Raw genomic sequence first — 21,693 nt, 5'->3', positions numbered from 1 at the left:
GGTCCGGTCTCAAGCTGCCTGTCTGTCCGTGACATACGCCGCAAGGCTGGCCACGTTGGTGAAGTGATTGCGGGTGTCCTTGGCGTCGGCATCGATCTTGATGCCGTACTTTTTCTGGATTGCCAGGCCCAGTTCCAAGGCGTCTACCGAATCCAGGCCGAGGCCTTCGCCGAACAGGGTTTGCTCGCTACCGATGTCGTCGACGCTGATGTCTTCAAGGCCCAGGGCCTCGATGATCAGCATCTTTATGTCGTGCTCAAGGCAGTGTCTGTCGCTCATCTTCGGCGAGCTCCTTAAAAAAATAGTCGTGCAGGTAATCGTTGAGCTTGCGTGAGGCTTGGGGCGCGGGGCCCAGTGTTGCGAACGCCTGTGGTTCTATATCGGCACCCACCCGCAAACTGAAGTGCACGCGGCATTTCGGGATGCGATACCAGGGTTCGGCCTTGGTCAGCGTCGTGGGGCTGACCTTGATCACCACGGGGGTGATGATTGTCGCACCCCGCAGCGCAATGGCGGCGCCGCCGCGATGAAAGGCAGGCGCCGCGCCGGGTGTGGTGCGGGTGCCCTCGGGGAAAATGATCAGGGTCTGGCCTGCGCGCAGGGCATCGGCGGCGGCATCGAGCATTTCAGCGCTGCCGTCGTTGCTGATGTAGCCCGCGTCGCGCACTGGCCCGCGGGTAAAGGGGTTCTGCCACAGGCTCTGCTTGACCACGCAATTGGCCTGGCGCACCAGGCCGATCAGAAACACCACATCGATCAGCGACGGGTGGTTGGCGATGATCATCTGGCCCGGGCGCCCGAGTTTTTCCGCGCCGTCGACGCTATAGGTCAGCACGCCGGCGCGTTGCATCAAGCGAATAAAGAACCAGAACAGCCAGCTGATGGTGTGGCGGGCGCGGCGCCTGTGGCTTGCTGCGCTGCCTGGCAGGCAACTGAGCAGGGGAAACACCAGCAACCGCAGGCACAGCCCTCCGAAGCCAAACAGCGCGAAACTGGCAGCGGTGGCGAACAGACGCCAATAGTAGGCGTCTCGCGGTTTGTCGTTCAGGGTTTGCGTTGCCAGTTCCATACGCGGTTCTTCCAGGCATGTTGGCAGGCGACCTGTTCGGTGAGCAGGGTGCGCAGCAGGTTCAGGGCATGGGGCCACTGGGTTTGAGTGAGTTGGACAGTGCGGGTGCTGAGTTCCAACTGCCACTCGTCGCCCGGTGTCAGCAACAGGCCGAGGGCGTAAGGAAAGGGTGCGTCAACGATCCAGCTGGCGTAGGCCTCGGGCGGCAGTTCTTCGGTAATCACCAGCAAAACGGCCGGCGCGCCTTCGTTGAGCAGCGCGGCGGCCTCGAGCATGCCGTGTTCCAGGCCATCGCCCGCGGCCGCGAGGGCGGTCATTTCGCTGGTTTCATTGCGCAGGATCGACCACAGGCCAATCACCGCGTTATGCACCGACAGGCTGAACTGGGTTGGCGACAGTGGCTGGTCGTTGGCCAGGTCGCTGAGAATGTCGAGGGTGCGCGGGGTCTCGCCATGCCGGGAAACAAACACCAGTGGCAAGTCCTGCAAGCCCTCGGCCAGCGGCCAGCCTACGCTGAACGCCATGCGCGCCAGGCGGCTCAGCCGGCGGCGTTGCATGGCTGGCAGGAACGAGACGTCGGGGCAGGCTTCGCTGACAGGCAGAGACACCGGGGCCTGGCACCAGGCACGCCATTCATCCGTGCTTTCCAGTCCAGGGGCCCAGGCGCGCCATTGGGCGATGTTGAAAGTGATCACTGAGAAAGTATCCCGCCCCTGCGGGCTTCCATGTGCGACTTGTGGCCCCGAATACCGGGACAGGGAGCAATAGCCGAATGGCGCGCATTATCCGGGTGCCGTGGGGTTCTAGCAAATATTGGTAAAAAATTGTTCACGGCTGATAACAATTTGGTTGGGATGATTTACAGATTGTCCTTTACCCCACGCCGATTTGGATTGTCGGGCCCTTCCTGTTCGTTTGTCGGGGATGGATGAACGAGGTAGCGAACATTCGCTTAAGCCCTCTACACTCCTGCATTCATTGATACACGGAGGTTTTTCCATGCGGCGCGTGGTGTTCAATCAAAAAGGCGGCGTTGGCAAGTCCAGCATCGCCTGCAACCTGGCGGCGGTCAGCGCCAGTGAAGGCTATCGAACCCTGTTGGTGGACCTCGATGCACAAGCCAACTCAACCCAATACCTCACCGGGCTGACCGGCGACGACATCCCCATGGGTATCGCGGATTTTTTCAAGCAAACCCTGTCTTCCGGGCCGTTCTCCAAGAAAAACAAAGTCGATATCTACGAAACCCCTTTCGACAACCTGCATGTGATCACCGCCACTGCGGAATTGGCAGACCTGCAGCCCAAGCTTGAAGCCAAGCACAAGATCAACAAGCTGCGAAAGCTGTTGGACGAACTGAGCGAAGACTACGACCGGATTTACCTGGATACGCCGCCGGCGCTGAATTTTTATGCGGTTTCGGCGCTGATTGCTGCCGATCGCGTGCTGATACCGTTTGATTGCGACAGCTTCTCCCGCCAGGCACTGTACGGCCTGCTGGCTGAAATCGAAGAATTGAAGGAAGACCACAACGAAGGCCTGGAAGTGGAAGGTATCGTGGTCAACCAGTTCCAGGCGCGTGCGAGCTTGCCGCAGCAGATGCTCGATGAGTTGATTGCAGAAGGGTTGCCGGTGCTGTCGGTGTACCTGACCAGCTCCGTGCGCATGCGTGAGTCGCATCAGGAGAACAAGCCGCTGATCCATCTCGACCCTCGGCATAAGCTGACGCAGCAGTTTGTGGAATTGCATAACCTGCTGGAAAACGCGTGACCTGAAAGGCAACGTAGAACCTTGTGGGAGCCGGGCTTGCCCGCGATGAGGCCGGAGCATTCAATAGAGAGAATGCCTGACACACCGTCATCGCAGGCAAGCCAGCTCCCACATTCGACCGTGTTTAGACGCCCTGGCTACGCAACCAACTCATCAACTGCGGCAACGGAAACGCCCCGCTCTGACGCACCACTTCGCGGCCATTCTTGAACAGAATCAAGCTGGGAATCGAACGAATCCCCAACTGCGCCGACAACTGCTGATTGGCCTCACTGTCGAGCTTTGCCAACCGGCACTTGCCCTCCAGCTGCCCAGCGGCCTGCTCAAACACCGGCGCGAATGACTTGCACGGCCCGCACCAGTCGGCCCACACATCCACCAGCAAGGGCAGGTCGCCCTTGATCTGGCTGGCGTAGTCGCCTTGCTTCAACTCGAAAGGCTTGCTCAACAACACCGGCTGCTTGCAGCGCCCGCATTTGGGCGCGTCACTCAGGCGTTCGCCGGGGATGCGGTTGAGGCCGTTGCAATGAGGGCAGGGGATTACAAGAGGTTCGGACATGGTGGGCTCCTTCGATGTGGCCAATGGACTGTATCTGGAGTCGGGCGAGGTGTTTATCAAGGCGGGGAGAGGGGGGACTCATCCACTCACAGTTTTGCCCGTGCTGATGTGGGCAGCTGTCTAGGCTGTCAGAGCCTGTTCTGTTTTGAACCATCGGTCTGTTTGCGATTATCGCAAATTGAGATATTCGGAATTCGGGTTTAACCTTCATAGCAAGATGCGATAAGGATGTTGCATGCGAGTGATCAGCGAGAAAGGATCTGGGAAGCGAAGGAAAAGTGGCCACGTTCAGCAACAGCGTTGGATCAGTGGTATCGGGTAATGAGGCGAAATTACCCCAAAGATTTCGCGGCGATGAAAGCCATGTTCCCTGCCACGGATAAGGTCGGGGAGTTTCACATTTTCGATATTGGAGGCAACAACTTGAGGTTGATTGCTGGCGTGGAGTATCGGGCGCAGCGCATCTACATCAAGCATCTGCTTGATCACCGCGACTATGAGAAAGATAAATGGAAGGAAAACAACAGATGAGCGCGCTTATGCGAGTAGCTGCCGAACACTGGCAATTTGTTTCACCCGTGATGCGCAAACCAGAAAACGAGGAAGACTACGACGCTCTGGTATGTGGGTTGGACGAGTTATTGAGCCTGATCGGCGAAAATGAGGACAGTCCGCTGATGAGCTTGGTAGATATCCTCAGCGACTGGATCGAAGCCTACGATCATGAGCATCGCCCAATGCCCGTCGCCAGCGGCGCCGATGTGCTGCGATACATGATGCGCGAACACAATCTCACTCAGAGCGACCTGCCGGGCGTCGGCGCCCAATCGGTCGTCTCTGAGGTGTTGAGCGGAAAGCGCCAACTCAACATACGGCAAATTCGTTGGCTGGCTGAACGCTTCGGCGTATCAGTAGAAACCTTTATCTGAGGCGTTTACGACGAACAACTAATCTCCAAATGCTTGCCCCAATCTGGCGGCCGCTGTGCGTATTGCTCCATACCAGGCTGCTCCCCAAACGGCTTGCTCAGCACCTCGTGCAGTCGCCGCACCTCGCTGTAATCGCCCGACTCGGCCGCAGTGATTGCGTTCTGCGCGAGGTAGTTGCGCAGGATGTACAGCGGGTTCACCGCGTGCATCCGCTTGCGGCGCTGCTCTTCGCTATATTCCCCATCCCGCGCAACGCGGGCCTTGTACAGCTCAGCCCAGGCATCAAACCCGGCGAGGTCGACGAAGTCGTCGCGCAGTCGTGCCACGGCCAGCGCCGCCGACTCATCTCCCAGGCGGCGGAAGAACAGCGTGTAATCAACGCCACTGTTCTGCATCAGTTGCAACAAGCGCTCCACCAGCTTCTGGTCATCGTCTTCAGCGGTGGTCAGCCCCATGCGGCGACGCATCAAATCCAGGTAATTCGCCTGATACAACGGCAGATACAGCCCAAGCGTTTCTTTCAAGGCGTCGACGCTGATAAACGGCGTCAACGCCTGTGCCAATGCACTGAGGTTCCACTGCCCAATCGGCACTTGGTTGCTGAAGGAGTAACGTCCTTCATGGTCGGAGTGGTTGCAGATGAAGTGCGCATCAAAGTCATCGAGAAACGCAAACGGTCCGAAGTCGAAGGTGATGCCCAGGATCGACATATTGTCGGTATTCATCACGCCATGGCAAAAGCCATACGCCTGCCACTTGGCGATCAATTCGGCGTTGCGCTCGACGATTTCGCGGAACATGGCCAGGTAAGGCTCTGGTTGTTCGCGGCACTCGGGGTAATGCAGGTTCAATACGTGTTCGGCCAAAAGCGCCTGCTGTTCGGGCTTTTTGGTGTAATAGAAATACTCGAAATGCCCGAAGCGGATATGGCTCGGCGCCATGCGCAGCACCATCGCGCCGCGTTCCTGCTTCTCACGCCACACCGGGGTATCGGAGCCGATCACGCACAGTGCGCGACTGCTGGGGATACCCAGCGCATGCAGCGCTTCGGAGGCCAAAAACTCGCGGATCGAAGACCGCAACACGGCGCGCCCATCACCCATGCGTGAGTAAGGCGTCATACCGGCACCCTTGAGGTGCAGGTCCCAGTGCTCGCCGGCCTCGTTATACACCTCACCCAGCAACAACCCACGGCCATCGCCCAATTGCGGGGTGTAGCCACCGAACTGATGCCCGGAATAGACCATCGCCCGTGGCTCCGCTTCGGCCCACAGCGTGTGCCCGCCAAACAGCTCGGCAAACACCGGCGTTTCGGCCACGGCCGGGTCGAGGTCGAGCAATGCCATGGCAGCGTTACTCGCCACTACCAGACGCGGTGCGTCGAGGGGTTCAGGCAGTACGTGGGTTGAGAACGCGTCGCCCAGGCGTGCGAAGCGGTTGTCGAAGGTCAGTTCGTCGAGGGCTTTCACCGGCCATCTCCAGCAGAATGTCCTGGCATTCTGCTGGGGATAGCACCGTTAGTCGAGTTTGCTCGGCGGCGGCTCCGGCGCATCGTCGACTTTGCCGGGTGGCGGCTCGGGGGCGTCCTGCTCAGGGGCAGGCACGGCCATGGTCTTGTGCTCGTCTTCGGCAGGCACCAATTTGTATTCCTTGCCGTGCATGTTCTTGAGGTATACCTCCATCTGCCGGAACGAGATGTTGATGTGCTGTTTCTTGAACTCACGGTTGATGTAGCGGTTGACCTCATCCAGCACGGGGTTGCGGTCGCCCAGGTCGCGCACGTGCATGCGCAGTTCGTGGTCGAGGGCGCTTTCACCGAAGTTGAGGAAGTACACCAGCGGTTCCGGTTCCTTCAACACGCGTGGGTTTTCCCTGGCAGCCTTGAGCAACAACTCCTTCACCAAGTCCAGATCGGAGCCGTAGTCCACGCCCAGCTTCAGGGTGACCCGGGTGATGGTATCGGTCAGCGACCAGTTGATCAGTTGCCCGGTAATGAAGGTTTTGTTCGGGACAATGATGTCCTTGCGGTCAAAGTCGGTGATCGTCGTGGCGCGGATGCGGATTTTGCTCACCGTGCCCGACAGGTTGCCGATGGTGATGGTGTCGCCGATGCGCACCGGGCGTTCGAACAGGATCATGATGCCGGAGATAAAGTTGGCGAAGATCTCCTGCATACCAAAGCCCAACCCCACGGACAGCGCCGCCACCAGCCATTGCAACTTGTCCCAGCTCACGCCAAGGGTGGAGAGGGTGGAGACAAAACCGATGCCGGCAATCACATACGACAACAGCGTGGTCGTCGCGTAGGCGCTGCCTTGGGCCAGCTCCAGTTTGGACAGTACCAGCACCTCGAGCAGACCGGGTAGGTTGCGCGCCAGTGCGAAGGTAATGCCGATGATGATCAACGCGCCGATGAAATCGCCGATGCTGATCGGCACCATGCTGATATTCGCACCCGTGCCGCTGGTGTATTCGTACAGGGTGACGTTGTCCAGGTAGGAAAATACCGAGATCAGGTCCGACCACACCCAGTACAACGCCGCGATAAAGCCGCCGAGCAAGGCCAGGCGGATCAGTCGCATCGACTGCTCGTTGACCTGCTCGATGTCCAGGGTCGGCTCTTCGATCACCGCTTCGCCTTCACCGGCTTCCTTGGCGGCCTGGCGTTTAGCCAGTGCCCGCGCATAGGCCAGTCGCCGCGCCGCAACGCCCAGGCCGCGTACAAAGGTGGCCTCGATCACCAGCCAGAACATCAGCAGGTACAGGGTGTTGATCAAGCGGTCGCTGAGCTTGAGCGCGGTGTAGTAATAGCCAAAGCACACGGCGATAAACAGGGCGACGGGCAAGGCGGTAAACAGCAGGCCGATGGCCTTGCGAAACAGTGAGGCTTTTTCATGGGTTGGGCTGTTGAGCAGCAGGCGACCCAGCAACCAGGCCATCAGCGCATAGCACGTGAGCACCACGCCAATGCCCAGCACATCGTCCGCCAGCGCCGCCGGCTGGTGCTCGGCGATCGCCACGACGGCCACCAGCGCCAGCACCACCAGACCGAGCTTGCGTATCCAGCCTTGCAGGAATTCGACTTGGGGTTTTTCCCAGCGGAAGTGCAATTGCGCCACGCCACCCGGCGCCAGGATGCGATAAGCGGTGTAGAAGACCAGCCAGGCCTGGGCGATTTGCAGCAACGCTGCGCCGAGGTTGGCGTTCTGCCCACGGGCGTCAATTTGCAGTGCATAGCCGCACAGCGCCAGGCCCAGCGCCACCGGCATCGCCAGCAGGATATTGATCAGGATGGCCTGCGGCGTGTGCCACTGGCTGTCGCGCTTGAAGTGGCCGATGTCCAGGTGGACCTTGCTCAGGCGCTGATACAGGGCTTTGCGTCGCCACAGCAGGGCACCGATCACCAGCAGCAGTGGCAGGAACAGCAGCGGGCGCTGGGTCAGGCCGTCATACAATTCGCTGATGCTGGAGGCCCAGGGCAGGGTGGCGACTTGCTTGCTCAGGTGCGCCGGGACAGTTTCCAGCCACTCGGTGTCCAGCGGCTTGTTGCTGGGGATCCAGAACATCTGCTCATCCAGCGTCGCCCGCAGTGCGGTGGCGGTGCTGAGCAGTTGTTTCTGGTTCAGTTGCAACGTGATGGATTCATTCAGCAGCGAGCTCAGCTCTCGGCTCAGGCGCTCCAGTAGGTCGCTGCGGGTGATGGCCAGTTCCAGCAACGTGCGGCGCAGTTGCGGGGTGACATCTTCTGGCGCCTGGTTAGCCAGCAAGTTATCCACATAGGCGCTGGGCGAGCTGATCAGCTCGCGCTGCTGGTTGACCTCAAACTGATACAAGCGAATGTTGGCGATGTCATCCGCCAGGTCACGGTCTACCGTCAGGCGCGGCAGCGCCTGTTTCTGTTTGTAGAGGATCTTGGACAGCAGCAGGCTGCCCTTGAGCACGTTGATCTGCTCGTCCAGGGCCGAATCGCTCTGGGTGACTGTGTCCAGTTGCTGCTTGGTTTGCAGGTTTTTCTGGGTCAGGTCGTTGAGGCGGTCAGTGCTTTTAAGCAGGTAGTCGGAGAGCTTGAGGTTGGCCGCGCTTTCCGTGGCCAGCAGGCTGCTGCCGCCAGCTTTTTGCGCTTCGATGGATTGCTGGGTGACGGTCTGCTGGGATTGGGCCAGGCGCTTTTGGTTGATCAGGGTTTGCAGGTCCTGGATTTCTTGCTCCAGGCGCGCGGTTTTTTCCTGGATCAGGTCGTGCTGACTGTTGCCCAGGTCTTGCAGTTGGCTGTTGCCTGCCAGTTCCTGGCGGCGCAAGGGGATCAGTGCGTTCAGGGCGGCGAGTTCAGCGTTGAGCTGGTTGCGCTGATCGGCATTGAGGGTTTTGCCGTTGTCTTTGCCGGCCTTGAGGATCGAGTTGATCTGCAGGATGCGCGTCTGGCTGCTGCTGATTTCAGTCTGGGCGCGCTCGGGCCGGGTCTGGGCGGCGATGGACAGGCTGTTGGCGTCGGCCAGCTCTTTTTGCAGGTCGCCCTGCTGGGTACTGCGCTGCACCAGCAATTGCTCGAGCTGCGGTACCGGCAGGGTGGCGTAGCGTTGGGCGACCGGGACGACCTTGGTGGCCTTGAGCCGCGTCAGTTCGCGCTGGTTCTCTGTGGTCTGGCGCGGGGCGTCTTCCAGCTGGCGCTTGAGGTCGATGAGGCGCTGCTCATAGTCCTGCTTATTGTCCAGGTACGTCAGGGTCTGTTGCAGGATCGCCTGCAACGCTTTCATATCGGCGTCGGGCAGCTTACGGTCGGGCAGTTTGTCCAGGGTTTGCTGGATGGCGTCGGCGCTGGGCGGGTCGGCCGCGTGGACGGTACCGACACAGAGGGTCAAGCCCAGCAGGGCAGTGGCGAGAAATGTGCGCAGAGTTGGCATAGAGACCGGTCGAGCGAAATGAAAAAATGGGGGCGAGCTGTCGCCCCGCAGTTTAGAGGAAGAGTCCGGGACCCGGGCGACTTCCTTCGGGGAATCTGACGCCGACTTTGCCGATCTTGTTCCCGTCCATGACAGCGACGGTCCAGATGGTGTTGTTCCACTCCACCTGGTCGCCTACGACTGGCGCACCGCCGACTTTCTGGGTGATGAAGCGGCTCAGCGGCATGTCCGGGTCGATGCCCTCCAGCTTCAAGCCGTACAGGGCGGAAACCGCGCCCAGCTGGGCGTCGCCTTCCAGTACGAAGTCGCCGAAGAAACGCAAATCCAAACCGCGTTGCGGCGCCTGGCTGAAGAGTTTGCCCAGGGCCGGCAGGTTGTGTTCGTGGCCGATCACACAGAGCAAATCATCGACTTCCAGCACCGTACTACCCGACGGATGGAGCAGTTGTTGACCGCGGAACAGGGCGGCGATCCGCGTGCCCTCAGGCATTTTCAGCTCACGCAGGGCGGCGCCAATGCACCATTTTTCTGCGCCCAGGCGGTAGACGAACAGCTCCCACTCGCTGGTGACATGCACTTCCAAGGCCGCACGGGAGATCGGCGCCGGGTCCGGCGGTACGGTGACCTTGAGCAGCTTGGCCACCCACGGCAGGCTTGTGCCCTGCACGAGCAGCGAGACCAGCACGATAAAGAACGCCAGGTTGAAGTACAGCTGCGCATGCGGCAGGCCGGCCATCAGCGGGAACACCGCCAGAATGATCGGGACCGCACCGCGCAGGCCGACCCAGGCGATAAAGGCTTTTTCGCGGCCGTGAAACGCCTTGAACGGCAGCAGGCCAACCATCACCGACAGCGGCCGCGCAAACAGGATCATCCACAGTGCAAGGCCCAGCGCCGGGAGGGCAATGGGCAGCAATTCGTGGGGCGTGACCAATAGGCCCAGCACCAAAAACATGCCGATCTGAGCCAGCCACGCCATGCCGTCGAGCATATGCAAAATGCCGTGACGGCTGCGCACCGGGCGGTTGCCGATCACCAGGCCACACAGGTAAACGGCGAGGAAGCCACTGCCGTGCAGGGCGTTGGTCAGGGCGAAGACGAACAGGCCGCCGGCGATCACCAGGATCGGGTACAGGCCGTTGGCCAGGCTGATCCGGTTGACCATCTGCAGCATCAGCCAGCCGCCGCCCAAGCCGACGATACCGCCGATGCCGAACTCGCGGAGCAGGTGCGTCAGCAGGCTCCAGTGCAGGCCGGTCTGGCCACTGGCAATCATGTCGATCAACGTGACAGTGAGGAACACCGCCATCGGGTCGTTGCTGCCGGATTCAATTTCCAGGCTGGCGGAGACCCGCTCGTTGAGGCCTTTACCGCCCAACAGCGAGAATACCGCTGCGGCGTCCGTGGAGCCGACGATGGCACCGATCAACAGGCCCTGGATGATATTGAGGTCAAACAGCCAGGCCGCAGCCATACCGGTGAGGCCGGTGGTAATCAACACCCCCACCGTGGCCAGTGACAACGCCGGCCAGAGTGCCACACGGAAACTTGCGACCCGGGTACGCAAGCCGCCATCGAGCAGGATCACCGCCAGGGCGAGGTTGCCCACCAGGTAGGCGGTCGGGTAGTTATCGAAAATGATGCCGCCGCCATCAACGCCGGCCAGCATCCCCACGGCCAGGATGATCACCAGGATCGGAATCCCCAGGCGGGACGAAAGAGAACTCACCAGAATGCTCGCACTCACCAGCAACGCGCCGATCAAGAACAGGCTGTTGATGGTCGTCGCATTCAAAGGCAGTACTCCATGAGCAAACAAGACGGGGCGCAAACTGACCATGCAGTCTGCGTGCCAGCGATTCTAACCTGTTGAATTGCTGCGCTGTCAAAAAGGTTCTTCTGATTCATGTAGATCTAATGTGGGCGCGGGCTTGCTCGCGAATGCGGTACATCAGCTAAAGATAGGCTGACTGAACCACTGCATTCGCGCGCAAGCCCGCTCCCCCATTTTGACTGAGGCGAGTCAGTTAGAGGCGGAATCGCCCCACCATCCCATTCAAGTCCACCGCCAACCGTGAGAGCTCACTGCTCGCCGCGCTGGTCTGGCTGGCACCGGTCGCCGACTGCACCGACAGATCGCGAATGTTCACCAGGTTACGGTCCACTTCCCGCGCCACTTGTGCCTGTTCTTCCGCCGCGCTGGCGATGACCAGGTTGCGCTCGTTGATCTCGACAATCGCGGTATTGATCGTGTCCAGCGACATCCCCGCGCCTTTGGCGATGTTCAGGGTCGACTCAGCGCGTTCCGTGCTGTTGCGCATCGAATCCACCGCATGCTCTGTACCGGCCTGGATGCTGCCGATCATCCGCTCGATTTCGCTGGTCGACTGCTGGGTGCGATGGGCGAGTGCGCGTACTTCGTCGGCAACCACCGCAAAGCCTCGTCCGGCTTCACCGGCGCGCGCCGCTTCAATCGCAGCGTTAAGGGCCAGCAGGTTGGTCTGGTCCGCCAGGCCGCGAATCACGTCGAGCACCTTGCCGATATCGCGCGACTCATTGGCCAGGTCGCCGATCAGCGTGGCGGTGGCCTGTACGTCGCCGCTCATGCGTTCGATGGCGCTGACGGTTTCCTGCACCAAATCACGGCCATCACCGGCAGAGGTGGTGGCGTTGCGCGAAGCTTCGGAGGTGCTCACCGCATTGCGTGCGACTTCTTCGACAGCGCTGGTCATCTCATTCACCGCAGTGGCGGCTTGTTCGATTTCGGTGTTTTGCTGAGTCAGGCCGCGGGCGCTTTCGTCGGTGACCGCGTTCAGCTCTTCGGCAGCTGATGCGAGTTGGGTAGCGGAACCGGCGATGCGTTGCAGGGTGTCGCGCAGTTTGTCCTGCATCTTGGCCATGGCGGCCAGCAGGCGCCCGGCTTCGTCGTTGCCGTCGACTTTGATCGGGCGCGTCAGGTTGCCTTCGGCCACTTCTTCCGCCGCTTCCAGTGCCTGGGAAATGGGCAGGGTGATGCTGCGGGTCAGCAGCCAGGCGAACAGCATCGTCAGTGTCGTGGCGATAATCAGCAGCCCAATCACCCAGTTGAAGGCCATGTTGTAATGGTCTTCGGCCTGTTGGTTGGTGTTAAGGGCGGCCTTGTTGTTGTAGTCCAGCAGGCGGTTGAGCACGGTGTTGACCTGCTCGGAGTTGCTCAACAGCTCAGTGTTGAGCAGGGTGCGCAGCTCTTCGATCTGGTTGGCGCGCGACAGGCTCTTCATGCGCGCTTCAATCTGTTGGTACTGGGCAAGCAGGCGCATGTACTCGTCGTAGATCGAGCGCTCTTCACTGCTGTCGATCAGTTTTTCGTAAATGCCCTGCGCGGTGCGGATCTGCTGGTTGCGCAGTTCGAAGGCTTCCAGGGTCTTTTGCTGAACGTCCGGCTCGCGGTTGGTCAGCAAGCGATAGGACAGCACCCGCAGGCGCAAGGTGAGTTGGGTGAATTCATCGAGGGCGCGGATGCTCGGCACGCTGGACAGGGTGATGTCTTGGGTGGCGCCACGGATCTTGCTCATCTGATTCAACGCGAAAATACCGAGAAACAGCATCAACGCGCCGATAAACGCGAAGCTGAGGAAGGCTCTCGGAGCGATATTCATATTACGAAGCGACATGGGGGGGAATCCTGGGGGAACGCGCGATCCGTGCGACCATGAGACGGTGTGTGCCTCTCTATCGGTCTTACGACTAAAGTCTAAAGGGGCGTGTGCGTTTTTGTCGCACCTGACGAGGGTCTTGGCCGATTCAGGAACCAGATCGGGTAATTGCAGTCACTAAGGCTCGAAAGTGCGGCCCGGCCCTTAAAAATCGGGCTGCGCGCCAGGGATAACCCTGGCATCCGAGGTGAATTTTCTTTATCGTCACCGCCCTTTGAAAAGCCAGAGAAATCAAAATGTTAGAAGCATCCCTCAGCCAATTGGAACAACTCGTCAGCGACTTGGTACAACAAAATCAGGATCTGCTGGGCACCACCGAATCCCTCAAAGCGGAATTGGCCCGCGCCAAGGATGAGAACGACAGCCTGCAACTGAACCTGATGGAGCAGGAAGAAAAGCACGGCGCTACCGCCGCCCGTATCCAGGCGCTGGTTGAGCGTGTGAGCGCAGGGCCTGTCAACGCATGAGTGAAGGGATAAAGGTCGTTTCGATTCTCGGAGAGGATTACTCGATCAAGGCTCCGGCCGGGGAAGACAAAACCCTGATGCACGCCGTGACCCTGCTCAAGGCGTCCCTTGCCACCACCAAGAAAAAGTACCCGACCCTGATCGGTGACAAACTACTGGTGCTGGCGGCGCTGAACCTGTGCGCCGAGCAGATCGAAATGCAGCAGGCTCACCAGCAGGAACTCGACCGTTACCAAGAGCAAGTCAGCGCCACGGTCGATGTGATTTCCAAGGCGATCGGTACGCCTTAGAACCACTCATCCTGCATGCCCAGGCACGTGTCATCGCGTGCCTCCAGAATTGCCAGTTCATGATGGCAGCTCGGTACTTCCCAGGTCAGGAAGTACCGGGCGGCCTGGAGCTTGCCTTTATAAAAGGCCACATCCGCCGCATTGCCCTTGGCCAATCCTTCTTCGGCGCGAATCGCCTGTTCCAGCCAGCGCCAGCCAATCACCGTATGCCCGAACACCTTCAAGTACAGCGCCGAGTTTGCCAGGCTGCTGTTGACCTTGCCTTGGGCGAGATCCGTCAGCAGGCCGATGGTGACGCTTTGCAGGCGGTTGACCAACTGTTCCAGCGGTTCCCTTAGTGCGGTCAGGCTTGGGTATTCCTGCGCCCGTGCACCGGTTTCGGCAATCAGTCGTATGAGTTGCTTCAACCCCGCGCCGCCGTTCTGCGCGAGCTTGCGCCCCAGTAAATCCAGGGACTGGATCCCGTGCGTGCCTTCGTGGATCGGGTTCAGGCGGTTGTCGCGGTAGTACTGTTCCACCGGGTACTCGCGGGTGTAGCCATGGCCGCCGAGAATCTGGATTGCCAGTTCGTTGGCCTTGAGGCAGAACTCCGAAGGCCAGGATTTGACGATAGGCGTGAGCAGGTCCAGCAGTTCGTGGGCGTGCTTGCGCTCAGCTTCGGTTTCCAGGGTGGTGGTGTCGTCGAACAGCCGTGCAGCGTAGAGGCCAAGGTCGAAGGCGCCTTCCACGTAGGATTTTTGGGTCAGCAGCATGCGCTTGATGTCTGCGTGCTGAATGATCGAGACCGGAGCCGTTGTGGGGTCTTTGCTGTCGGGCAGGCGACCTTGCGGGCGTTCGCGGGCGTATTCCAGCGAGTAGAGGTAGCCGGCATAACCGAGCATCACCGCTCCCATGCCGACGCCGATGCGCGCTTCGTTCATCATCTGGAACATGCAGCTCAGACCCTGGTGCGGTTTGCCCACCAGATAGCCGACGCAACTACCGTTATCGCCGAAGTTGAGCGCGGTTGACGTAGTCCCGCGCCAGCCCATCTTGTGGAACAGCCCCGCCAGCAGCACGTCGTTGCGCTCGCCCAGGCTGCCATCGTCGTTGACCAGGAACTTGGGCACGATAAACAACGAAATGCCCTTCACCCCAGCGGGCGCATCCGGCAGCTTGGCCAGCACCATGTGCACGATGTTTTCCGACAGCGGGTGGTCGCCACCGGAGATGAAGATCTTGTTGCCCTTGAGTCGATAGGTGCCGTCAGCCGAAGGCTCCGCGCGCGTACGAATATCCGAAAGCGACGAGCCCGCATGGGGTTCGGTCAGGGCCATGGTGCCGAAGAATCGGCCGTCGATCATCGGTTGCAGGAAGCGTTGTTTCTGATCGTCGGTGCCGAAACTTTCGATCAGGTTGGCGGCGCCCATGGTCAGGAATGGGTAGGAAGTGGACGCCGCGTTCGCTGACTGGAAGTGCGCAAAACAGGCTTGAGACAGCAGGGTGGGCAGTTGCATGCCGCCTGCTTCGAAGCTGCGGGCCGCGTTGAGGAAGCCGGCTTCAAGGAAGGCATCCACCGCCGGTTTGACTTCCGGGATCAGGATGGCTGCGCCGTTCTCGTAGCGCGGTTCGTTCTCGTCGTTCTTGCGGTTGTGGGGGGCGAAATACTTTTCGGCGATGTTGCGCGCGGTGCTGATGGCCGCATCGAAGGTTTCGCGATTGTGCTCGGCAAACCGCTCGCGCTGGGTCAGGCCCTCTGCATCGAGGACTTCGTAGAGCTCGAAAGCCAGATTGCGGGAACTGAGCAGCGTCTCGGACATGGCGGATTACCTGTAGAAAAGTATGCCGCAGTCTAGGAGCGCTGATAAAAACGGGGAAGGAAGATAGATGGGGGTGATGGGGCGGCACAAGCTTCAAGCTACAAGTAAGAGCGGCGTGCTTTTACTTGCAGCTTGTAGCTTAAACTGGCGGCTGCTGCTTAACCGATAGTCATCAGGCTGGCATTGCCACCCGCCGCCGCCGTGTTAACACTCAACGCACGCTCAATCACCAAACGCTCCAGCGCAATCGCCGTTTCGCCTTGCGACAAACCATGCACCCCAACAATTGCGCCACCGCGCTGGGCCACTTGCTGGCACACCGCTCGCAGCTGGTCGGAATCACCGTGATGCAGAACCGCGTCAAACACTACTTCATCCTTGGTCCAGTCGGCCACGCGCTTGATCTTCGCCTGAATGTCTTTAGGCAGGCGTGAGAACAACGCCTTGGTCAGCTCGGTTTCTGGCCATACCGCCGAACCGCCCACCGCCAATACCGCCGCCAGTTGAGTCAACAGGTCGCCTTCCACGTCCGCCAGGCACAGTACGTGCTCGCGGGGCAGGATGGCGTAGCTGTTGCGCTCGCCGGTCGGGCCGGCCAGTTGGCGGGTGATACCGCTTTGCGATTGCGCGGCGAATTGGCTGCACAGGGCGCTCAGGTCGCTGAACTTATTGCTGTCGGCCCAGGTTTTCAGGGCTGTCAGCGGCTGGCTCATGGCATCGCGCAGGCGCACGTCCGGCGCGGCCAATGCGTCGCCGCGTACGAAGGATTGCTCAATGGCATCCGTAGGGCGCGTCGACAACAGGCGGTACAGGTACAGCGGGCCACCGGCTTTCGGGCCAGTACCCGACAGGCCTTCGCCGCCGAACGGTTGCACGCCGACCACGGCGCCGACGATGTTGCGGTTCACGTAGACGTTACCGGCATTGACGTTGTCGATCACCTTGGCGATGGTCTCGTCGATGCGCGTGTGCACGCCCAGGGTCAGGCCATAGCCAGAAGCGTTGATCTGGCCGATGAGCTGGTCGATCTCTTTGCGCTTGTAGCGCACCACGTGCAGCACCGGGCCGAAGATCTCGCGTTGCAGTTCGTCGAAGCTTTCCAGCTCAATCAGGGTTGGCATCACGAAGGTGCCACGCTTGATCTCTTCGCCATCAGCGATAGCCACCTGATACACATTGCGGCCTTTGTCGCGCATGGCCTGAATGTGTTTCTCGATGCCGGCCTTGGCTTCGGCGTCGATCACCGGGCCGATGTCGACGGACAAACGCTCCGGGTTACCCAAGCGGCATTCCGCCATGGCGCCCTTGAGCATTTCGATCACACGCTCTGCTGAATCTTCCTGCAGGCACAGTACGCGCAGGGCCGAGCAGCGTTGGCCGGCGCTGTCGAAGGCCGAGGACACCACGTCGATGACCACTTGTTCAGTCAGCGCCGAGGAGTCGACGATCATCGCGTTCTGGCCGCCAGTTTCGGCGATCAGCGGAATCGGACGGCCCTGGGCATCCAGGCGACCGGCGACATTGCGTTGCAGCAGGCGTGCGACTTCAGTGGAGCCGGTGAACATCACGCCTTTGACGCGATCATCACCGACCAGGCGCGCACCCACGCTCTCGCCTTGACCCGGCAGCAATTGCAGCACGCCTTCCGGAATACCGGCTTCGAGCAGGATGCGCACGGCTTGGGCGGCCACCAGCGGCGTTTGCTCGGCAGGCTTGGCCAGTACCGGGTTGCCGGCAGCCAGTGCCGCGGCGACTTGACCACTGAAAATCGCCAACGGGAAGTTCCACGGGCTGATGCACACCACCGGGCCCAGTGGGCGGTGGGCGTCGTTGGTGAAATCGTTACGCGCTTGCACGGCGTAGTAACGCAGGAAGTCCACGGCTTCGCGCACTTCAGCGATCGCGTTGGCGAAGGTCTTGCCGGCTTCACGGGCCAGCAGACCCATCAGTGGCTGGATCTCGCCTTCCATCAGGTCGGCGGCGCGTTCCAGGATCGCGGCACGTTCGGCGGGCGGGGTGGCCTGCCAGATCGGGCCTGCATTGATGGCGCATTGGATAGCGTTGTCGACGTCTTCGACAGTGGCTTCCTGCACATGGCCGACCACATCACGCAGGTCGGACGGGTTCAGTACCGGTGCCGCTGCTTCATTGCTGGAGGCGCAACCGAGCATGGGCGCCGCTTTCCAGTTGTTGTGAGCGGTCGCCAGCAGGGCGCAGGACAGCGAGGCCAAGCGGTGTTCGTTGGCCAGGTCGATACCGGCCGAGTTGGCGCGGTCGCTGCCATACAGGTCACGCGGCAAAGGGATGCGCGGGTGCGGCAGGCCGAAGCCGCCTTCCAGCGTAGCCATTTGCTCGATGCTGGCCACTGGATCGGCCACCAGCTCCTGAATCGAGATGGACTGGTCGGCGATGCGGTTGACGAACGAGGTGTTCGCGCCGTTTTCCAGCAGGCGACGTACCAGGTAAGCCAGCAGTGTTTCGTGGGTACCCACCGGTGCGTACACGCGGCACGGACGGTTGAGCTTACCCTCGGACACCTTGCCTACAACCTGCTCGTACAGTGGTTCGCCCATGCCGTGCAGGCATTGGAACTCGTACTGGCCGGGGTAATAGTTCTGACCCGCAATGTGGTAGATAGCCGACAGTGTGTGGGCGTTGTGCGTGGCGAACTGCGGGTAGATGACTTCCGGCACCGACAGCAGCTTGCGTGCGCAGGCAATGTAGGAAACGTCGGTGTAAACCTTGCGGGTGTACACCGGGTAGCCTTCAAGGCCTTCAACCTGGGCGCGCTTGATCTCGCTGTCCCAGTACGCGCCTTTTACCAGGCGGATCATCAGACGATGGCGGCTGCGGCGTGCCAGGTCGATGACGTAGTCGATCACATACGGGCAACGCTTCTGGTAGGCCTGGATCACGAAACCGATGCCGTTCCAGCCGATCAGTTGCGGCTCGAAGCACAGGCGTTCCAGCAGGTCGAGCGACAGCTCCAGGCGGTCTGCTTCTTCGGCGTCGATGTTCAGGCCGATGTCATATTGCTTGGCCAGCAGCGTCAGGGACAGCAGGCGCGGGTACAGCTCATCCATCACGCGTTCGTACTGAGCACGGCTGTAACGCGGGTGCAGTGCCGACAGCTTGATGGAGATGCCCGGGCCTTCATAAATCCCACGGCCGTGGGAGGCTTTGCCGATGGAGTGAATGGCTTGTTCGTACGAGGCCAGGTACTTCTGCGCATCGTGCTCAGTCAGCGCGGCTTCACCGAGCATGTCGTAGGAATAACGGAAACCCTTGGCTTCGAATTTGCTCGCGTTAGCCAGGGCTTCGGCGATGGTTTCGCCGGTGACGAACTGCTCGCCCATCAGGCGCATAGCCATGTCGACGCCCTTGCGGATCATCGGTTCGCCGCTCTTGCCGATGATGCGGCTCAGGGACGAGGTCAAACCTGCCTCATTATGCGTGGCGACCAATTTGCCGGTCAGCAGCAGGCCCCAGGTGGCGGCGTTAACGAACAGCGATGGACTGTTGCCCACGTGCGGGTGCCAGTTGCCGGTGCTGATCTTGTCGCGGATCAGTGCGTCACGGGTGCCTTTGTCCGGGATGCGCAGCAGCGCTTCGGCCAGGCACATCAGCGCCACGCCTTCCTGGGAAGACAGGGAAAATTCCTGCAACAGGCCCTGAACAATCCCTGCACGGCCGCCAGCACTTTTCTGGTTACGCAGCTTCTCGGCAATCGAGGCGGCGAGCTTGTTGGTGGCCTCGGCCATAGGCGCTGGCAGGCGAGCCTGCTCGATCAGCATCGGCACCACTTCCGGCTCTGGGCGGCGGTAAGCGGCGGTGATCGAGGCGCGCAGTACGGACTGCGGCAGAATGCTCTCGGCGAACTCAAGGAAGCATTGGTGGGCGTGGTCGTTCTGGACCTCGCCTGCGTCGTCTGTGTCCTTGCTGCTCAAGCCATTGAGCTCAGGCAGGGTTGCACCACCCTCCAGTTTCTCCAGGTAATTGAAAATCGCCTGCTTGATCAGCCAGTGCGGCGTGCGATCAATGGAGGTCGCGGCAGCCTTGAGGCGCTCGCGGGTTGGGTCGTCAAGTTTGACCCCAAGGGTGGTCGTAGCCATTTTTTTATCCTCATGGGTGCCACTACCGAGTGGCATCAGCTGGCGGCAAGATTAGCTTTGCGCATGCAGAGGTGCAACCGGGTGCAACCCTTTTTATGCATGAAATTTTCGCACGGGTACATGAAATAAAATGGCCCCCGGCGGAATCGGCTCTGTCTTGGTGCGTTTGCTTCTGAGATTGGCTGTTCTTGCTCCGAAAAGTAGCAAAAACAGAGTGTTTTGCACTTTTTGCATCAAGGTGCAACTTATTCTCGCGAAACTGGTTGCACCTTATTTGGTTTGTTGAATAGCATTCGGGGCCAAGGTGCAACCACTCCCGCGAGTCGGTTCATCGGCTGACGGCTTTCCTGGGGAAACGTCAGTCATAAATGCGCGGCACGCAGCTACGTCTAACCTACTCTTAGTGGGTGGTCGTCTGACAGACCGTCGCTACATAAAAACAAAGCCAGGGCGTCACTCTTATGAGCGTTAGTAATCCAACCCTGATCACATTCGTGATCTATATCGCAGCAATGGTACTGATCGGCTTCATAGCCTATCGCTCCACCAACAACCTTTCCGATTACATCCTGGGCGGCCGTAGCCTCGGTAGCGTGGTGACTGCCTTGTCGGCCGGCGCTTCCGATATGAGCGGCTGGTTGTTGATGGGCCTGCCGGGCGCAATCTACATGTCCGGCCTGTCGGAAAGCTGGATCGCCATCGGCTTGATCGTCGGTGCCTACCTCAACTGGCTGTTCGTCGCCGGTCGCCTGCGGGTCCAGACCGAGCACAACGGTGACGCCCTGACCCTGCCGGATTACTTCTCCAGCCGTTTCGAAGATAAAAGCGGCCTGCTGCGGATCATCTCCGCCGTGGTGATCCTGGTGTTCTTCACCATTTACTGCGCCTCCGGCATCGTGGCCGGTGCACGCCTGTTCGAAAGCACCTTCGGCATGTCCTACGAGACCGCGCTGTGGGCCGGTGCTGCAGCGACCATTGCCTACACCTTCGTCGGTGGTTTCCTGGCAGTGAGCTGGACCGATACCATACAAGCCACGCTGATGATCTTCGCGCTTATTCTTACGCCGATCATCGTGCTGCTCGCCACCGGGGGCGTTGACACCGCCTTCCTGGCGATCGAAGCCAAGAACCCTGACAACTTCAACATGCTGAAAAACACCTCCTTCATCGGCATCGTCTCGCTGATGGGCTGGGGCCTGGGTTACTTCGGCCAGCCGCACATCCTTGCGCGTTTCATGGCGGCGGATTCGGTGAAGTCAATTGCCAAGGCACGTCGCATCTCCATGACCTGGATGATCCTGTGCCTGGCCGGCACCGTGGCGGTGGGTTTCTTCGGCATCGCTTACTTCTCGGCGCATCCGGAAGTGGCAGGTCCTGTGACCGAGAACCACGAACGTGTGTTCATTGAGCTGGCCAAGCTGATGTTCAACCCATGGGTTGCCGGTGTGCTGCTGTCGGCCATCCTGGCTGCCGTGATGAGCACCTTGAGCTGCCAATTGCTGGTGTGTTCCAGCGCCCTGACCGAAGACTTCTACAAAACCTTCTTGCGCAAAAACGCCTCCCAGATTGAGCTGGTATGGGTCGGTCGCCTGATGGTGCTGCTGGTTGCCCTGATCGCCATCGGCATGGCTGCCAACCCGGAAAACCGTGTATTGGGCTTGGTGAGCTACGCCTGGGCTGGCTTCGGCGCTGCGTTCGGTCCTGTGGTGCTGATCTCGGTAATCTGGAAAGGCATGACCCGCGACGGCGCACTGGCCGGTATCCTGGTCGGCGCGATCACCGTGATCGTGTGGAAACAATTCGAATTGCTGGGTTTGTACGAAATCATCCCTGGCTTCATCTTCGCCAGCCTCGCGATTTACTTCGTGAGCAAGATGGGCGCACCGACTGCGGGCATGGTTGAGCGCTTTGATGCGGCGGAAAAAGACTACAACCTCAATAAGTAATTCGACGGGCGTGAAGCGCCCTACGAAATGAAAAAAAGGCCCGCGTCCTACGGATGGCGGGCCTTTTTTTGTGAGTGCTTTACGTCGGACTGAAGAAAGCTCTGGCGCGTGCATGTAGGGTTTTACTGATTTGTTTGGGGTGTGTTCAGCAAGGTG

The 21,693-nt window shown here is 60.1% G+C and carries 15 protein-coding genes and 2 pseudogenes; 6 read left to right on the top strand and 11 right to left on the bottom strand.

Features of this window, described 5'->3' with window-relative positions; all coding sequences use genetic code 11:
* Positions 1 to 9: 9 nt before the first annotated feature.
* Genes AACY52_RS13055 through AACY52_RS13045 form a run of 3 tightly spaced genes read right to left on the bottom strand, consistent with a single transcriptional unit; the run spans position 10 to position 1,764 of the window.
* The gene (locus AACY52_RS13055) at positions 10 to 279 is read right to left on the bottom strand and encodes a phosphopantetheine-binding protein (protein ID WP_339427272.1); all 270 of its coding nucleotides are present in this window, start codon (positions 277 to 279) and stop codon (positions 10 to 12) included.
* The gene (locus AACY52_RS13050) at positions 257 to 1,069 is read right to left on the bottom strand and encodes a 1-acyl-sn-glycerol-3-phosphate acyltransferase (protein WP_339427271.1); all 813 of its coding nucleotides are present in this window, start codon (positions 1,067 to 1,069) and stop codon (positions 257 to 259) included. The genes AACY52_RS13055 and AACY52_RS13050 overlap by 23 nt, the downstream gene beginning before the upstream one ends.
* Complete coding sequence (locus AACY52_RS13045) at positions 1,045 to 1,764, bottom strand: beta-ketoacyl synthase chain length factor (RefSeq protein ID WP_339415581.1); 720 nt, start codon at positions 1,762 to 1,764, stop codon at positions 1,045 to 1,047. The genes AACY52_RS13050 and AACY52_RS13045 overlap by 25 nt, the downstream gene beginning before the upstream one ends.
* Positions 1,765 to 2,068: 304 nt before the next feature.
* On the opposite strand from AACY52_RS13045, the gene AACY52_RS13040 reads away from it, so the two are divergent.
* Positions 2,069 to 2,839: a ParA family protein gene (locus AACY52_RS13040; protein ID WP_339560541.1), complete on the top strand. Its 771-nt coding sequence runs from the start codon at positions 2,069 to 2,071 to the stop codon at positions 2,837 to 2,839.
* A 124-nt stretch (positions 2,840 to 2,963) separates the two neighbouring features.
* Here AACY52_RS13040 and trxC read toward each other — a convergent pair whose 3' ends face one another.
* A complete protein-coding gene (gene trxC / locus AACY52_RS13035; protein ID WP_339415583.1) occupies positions 2,964 to 3,398 on the bottom strand; it encodes a thioredoxin TrxC in 435 nt (144 codons plus the stop codon).
* 235 nt (positions 3,399 to 3,633) lie between these two features.
* Here trxC and AACY52_RS13030 point away from each other — a divergent pair.
* Together AACY52_RS13030 and AACY52_RS13025 are read left to right on the top strand one after the other, a co-directional pair.
* Positions 3,634 to 3,929, top strand: a pseudogene (locus tag AACY52_RS13030) (type II toxin-antitoxin system HigB family toxin).
* Entirely contained in the window at positions 3,926 to 4,327 is a 402-nt protein-coding gene (locus tag AACY52_RS13025) for a transcriptional regulator (RefSeq protein ID WP_339415827.1), read from the top strand. Before AACY52_RS13030 ends, AACY52_RS13025 begins: the two are co-directional and overlap by 4 nt.
* Before the next feature lie 5 nt (positions 4,328 to 4,332).
* On the opposite strand, the gene selO is transcribed toward AACY52_RS13025, so the two are convergent.
* The 5 genes and pseudogenes from selO to AACY52_RS32230 all read right to left on the bottom strand — a co-directional run.
* On the bottom strand, positions 4,333 to 5,796 hold the full coding sequence (gene selO, locus AACY52_RS13020; protein ID WP_339427268.1) for a protein adenylyltransferase SelO: 1,464 nt from the start codon (positions 5,794 to 5,796) through the stop codon (positions 4,333 to 4,335).
* Positions 5,797 to 5,844: 48 nt separating this feature from the next.
* Entirely contained in the window at positions 5,845 to 9,228 is a 3,384-nt protein-coding gene (mscK, locus tag AACY52_RS13015) for a mechanosensitive channel MscK (RefSeq protein ID WP_339415586.1), read from the bottom strand.
* A 52-nt stretch (positions 9,229 to 9,280) separates the two neighbouring features.
* Positions 9,281 to 11,023, bottom strand: coding sequence for a potassium/proton antiporter (locus AACY52_RS13010; RefSeq protein ID WP_339427267.1), 1,743 nt, complete (start codon positions 11,021 to 11,023; stop codon positions 9,281 to 9,283).
* Positions 11,024 to 11,255: 232 nt separating this feature from the next.
* A complete protein-coding gene (locus tag AACY52_RS32235) occupies positions 11,256 to 12,119 on the bottom strand; it encodes a methyl-accepting chemotaxis protein (RefSeq protein WP_370468024.1) in 864 nt (287 codons plus the stop codon).
* Positions 12,111 to 12,866 (bottom strand): annotated as a pseudogene (locus AACY52_RS32230) (MCP four helix bundle domain-containing protein); the annotation flags it as partial. The pseudogene AACY52_RS32230 and the gene AACY52_RS32235, both read right to left, overlap by 9 nt.
* A 293-nt stretch (positions 12,867 to 13,159) precedes the next feature.
* Here AACY52_RS32230 and AACY52_RS13000 point away from each other — a divergent pair.
* Both AACY52_RS13000 and AACY52_RS12995 read left to right on the top strand, forming a co-directional pair.
* Complete coding sequence (locus tag AACY52_RS13000; protein WP_339415589.1) at positions 13,160 to 13,390, top strand: hypothetical protein; 231 nt, start codon at positions 13,160 to 13,162, stop codon at positions 13,388 to 13,390.
* Positions 13,387 to 13,680, top strand: a complete 294-nt coding sequence (locus AACY52_RS12995) for a cell division protein ZapA (RefSeq protein WP_314566837.1) — start codon at positions 13,387 to 13,389, stop codon at positions 13,678 to 13,680. The genes AACY52_RS13000 and AACY52_RS12995 overlap by 4 nt, the downstream gene beginning before the upstream one ends.
* On the opposite strand, the gene AACY52_RS12990 is transcribed toward AACY52_RS12995, so the two are convergent.
* Both AACY52_RS12990 and putA read right to left on the bottom strand, forming a co-directional pair.
* Positions 13,677 to 15,479, bottom strand: coding sequence for an acyl-CoA dehydrogenase (locus AACY52_RS12990; RefSeq protein WP_339415591.1), 1,803 nt, complete (start codon positions 15,477 to 15,479; stop codon positions 13,677 to 13,679). The genes AACY52_RS12995 and AACY52_RS12990 overlap by 4 nt on opposite strands.
* A gap of 158 nt (positions 15,480 to 15,637) precedes the next feature.
* A complete protein-coding gene (putA, locus tag AACY52_RS12985; RefSeq protein ID WP_339415592.1) occupies positions 15,638 to 19,591 on the bottom strand; it encodes a trifunctional transcriptional regulator/proline dehydrogenase/L-glutamate gamma-semialdehyde dehydrogenase in 3,954 nt (1,317 codons plus the stop codon).
* Between the two features lie 461 nt (positions 19,592 to 20,052).
* Here putA and putP point away from each other — a divergent pair, with 461 nt between their 5' ends.
* On the top strand, positions 20,053 to 21,537 hold the full coding sequence (putP, locus tag AACY52_RS12980; protein WP_339415593.1) for a sodium/proline symporter PutP: 1,485 nt from the start codon (positions 20,053 to 20,055) through the stop codon (positions 21,535 to 21,537).
* Positions 21,538 to 21,693: the final 156 nt, after the last annotated feature.

Origin of the sequence: Pseudomonas sp. EA_65y_Pfl1_P113 (genome assembly GCF_963970525.1) — a bacterium.
Classification (GTDB): domain Bacteria; phylum Pseudomonadota; class Gammaproteobacteria; order Pseudomonadales; family Pseudomonadaceae; genus Aquipseudomonas; species Aquipseudomonas tritici.
The sequence above is the reverse complement of the archived record's forward strand: the minus strand, read 5'-3'. Positions and strand labels throughout refer to the sequence as shown.

Bases quoted from the DNA above. Each gene is read 5' to 3' on its own strand.
- AACY52_RS13055 (WP_339427272.1), bottom strand. From the start codon at position 279: ATGAGCGACAGACACTGCCTTGAGCACGACATAAAGATGCTGATCATC.
- AACY52_RS13050 (WP_339427271.1), bottom strand. From the start codon at position 1,069: ATGGAACTGGCAACGCAAACCCTGAACGACAAACCGCGAGACGCCTAC.
- AACY52_RS13040 (WP_339560541.1), top strand. From the start codon at position 2,069: ATGCGGCGCGTGGTGTTCAATCAAAAAGGCGGCGTTGGCAAGTCCAGC.
- trxC (WP_339415583.1), bottom strand. From the start codon at position 3,398: ATGTCCGAACCTCTTGTAATCCCCTGCCCTCATTGCAACGGCCTCAAC.
- AACY52_RS13025 (WP_339415827.1), top strand. From the start codon at position 3,926: ATGAGCGCGCTTATGCGAGTAGCTGCCGAACACTGGCAATTTGTTTCA.
- mscK (WP_339415586.1), bottom strand. From the start codon at position 9,228: ATGCCAACTCTGCGCACATTTCTCGCCACTGCCCTGCTGGGCTTGACC.
- AACY52_RS32235 (WP_370468024.1), bottom strand. From the start codon at position 12,119: ATGCAGGACAAACTGCGCGACACCCTGCAACGCATCGCCGGTTCCGCT.
- AACY52_RS13000 (WP_339415589.1), top strand. From the start codon at position 13,160: ATGTTAGAAGCATCCCTCAGCCAATTGGAACAACTCGTCAGCGACTTG.
- AACY52_RS12995 (WP_314566837.1), top strand. From the start codon at position 13,387: ATGAGTGAAGGGATAAAGGTCGTTTCGATTCTCGGAGAGGATTACTCG.
- AACY52_RS12990 (WP_339415591.1), bottom strand. From the start codon at position 15,479: ATGTCCGAGACGCTGCTCAGTTCCCGCAATCTGGCTTTCGAGCTCTAC.
- putA (WP_339415592.1), bottom strand. From the start codon at position 19,591: ATGGCTACGACCACCCTTGGGGTCAAACTTGACGACCCAACCCGCGAG.
- putP (WP_339415593.1), top strand. From the start codon at position 20,053: ATGAGCGTTAGTAATCCAACCCTGATCACATTCGTGATCTATATCGCA.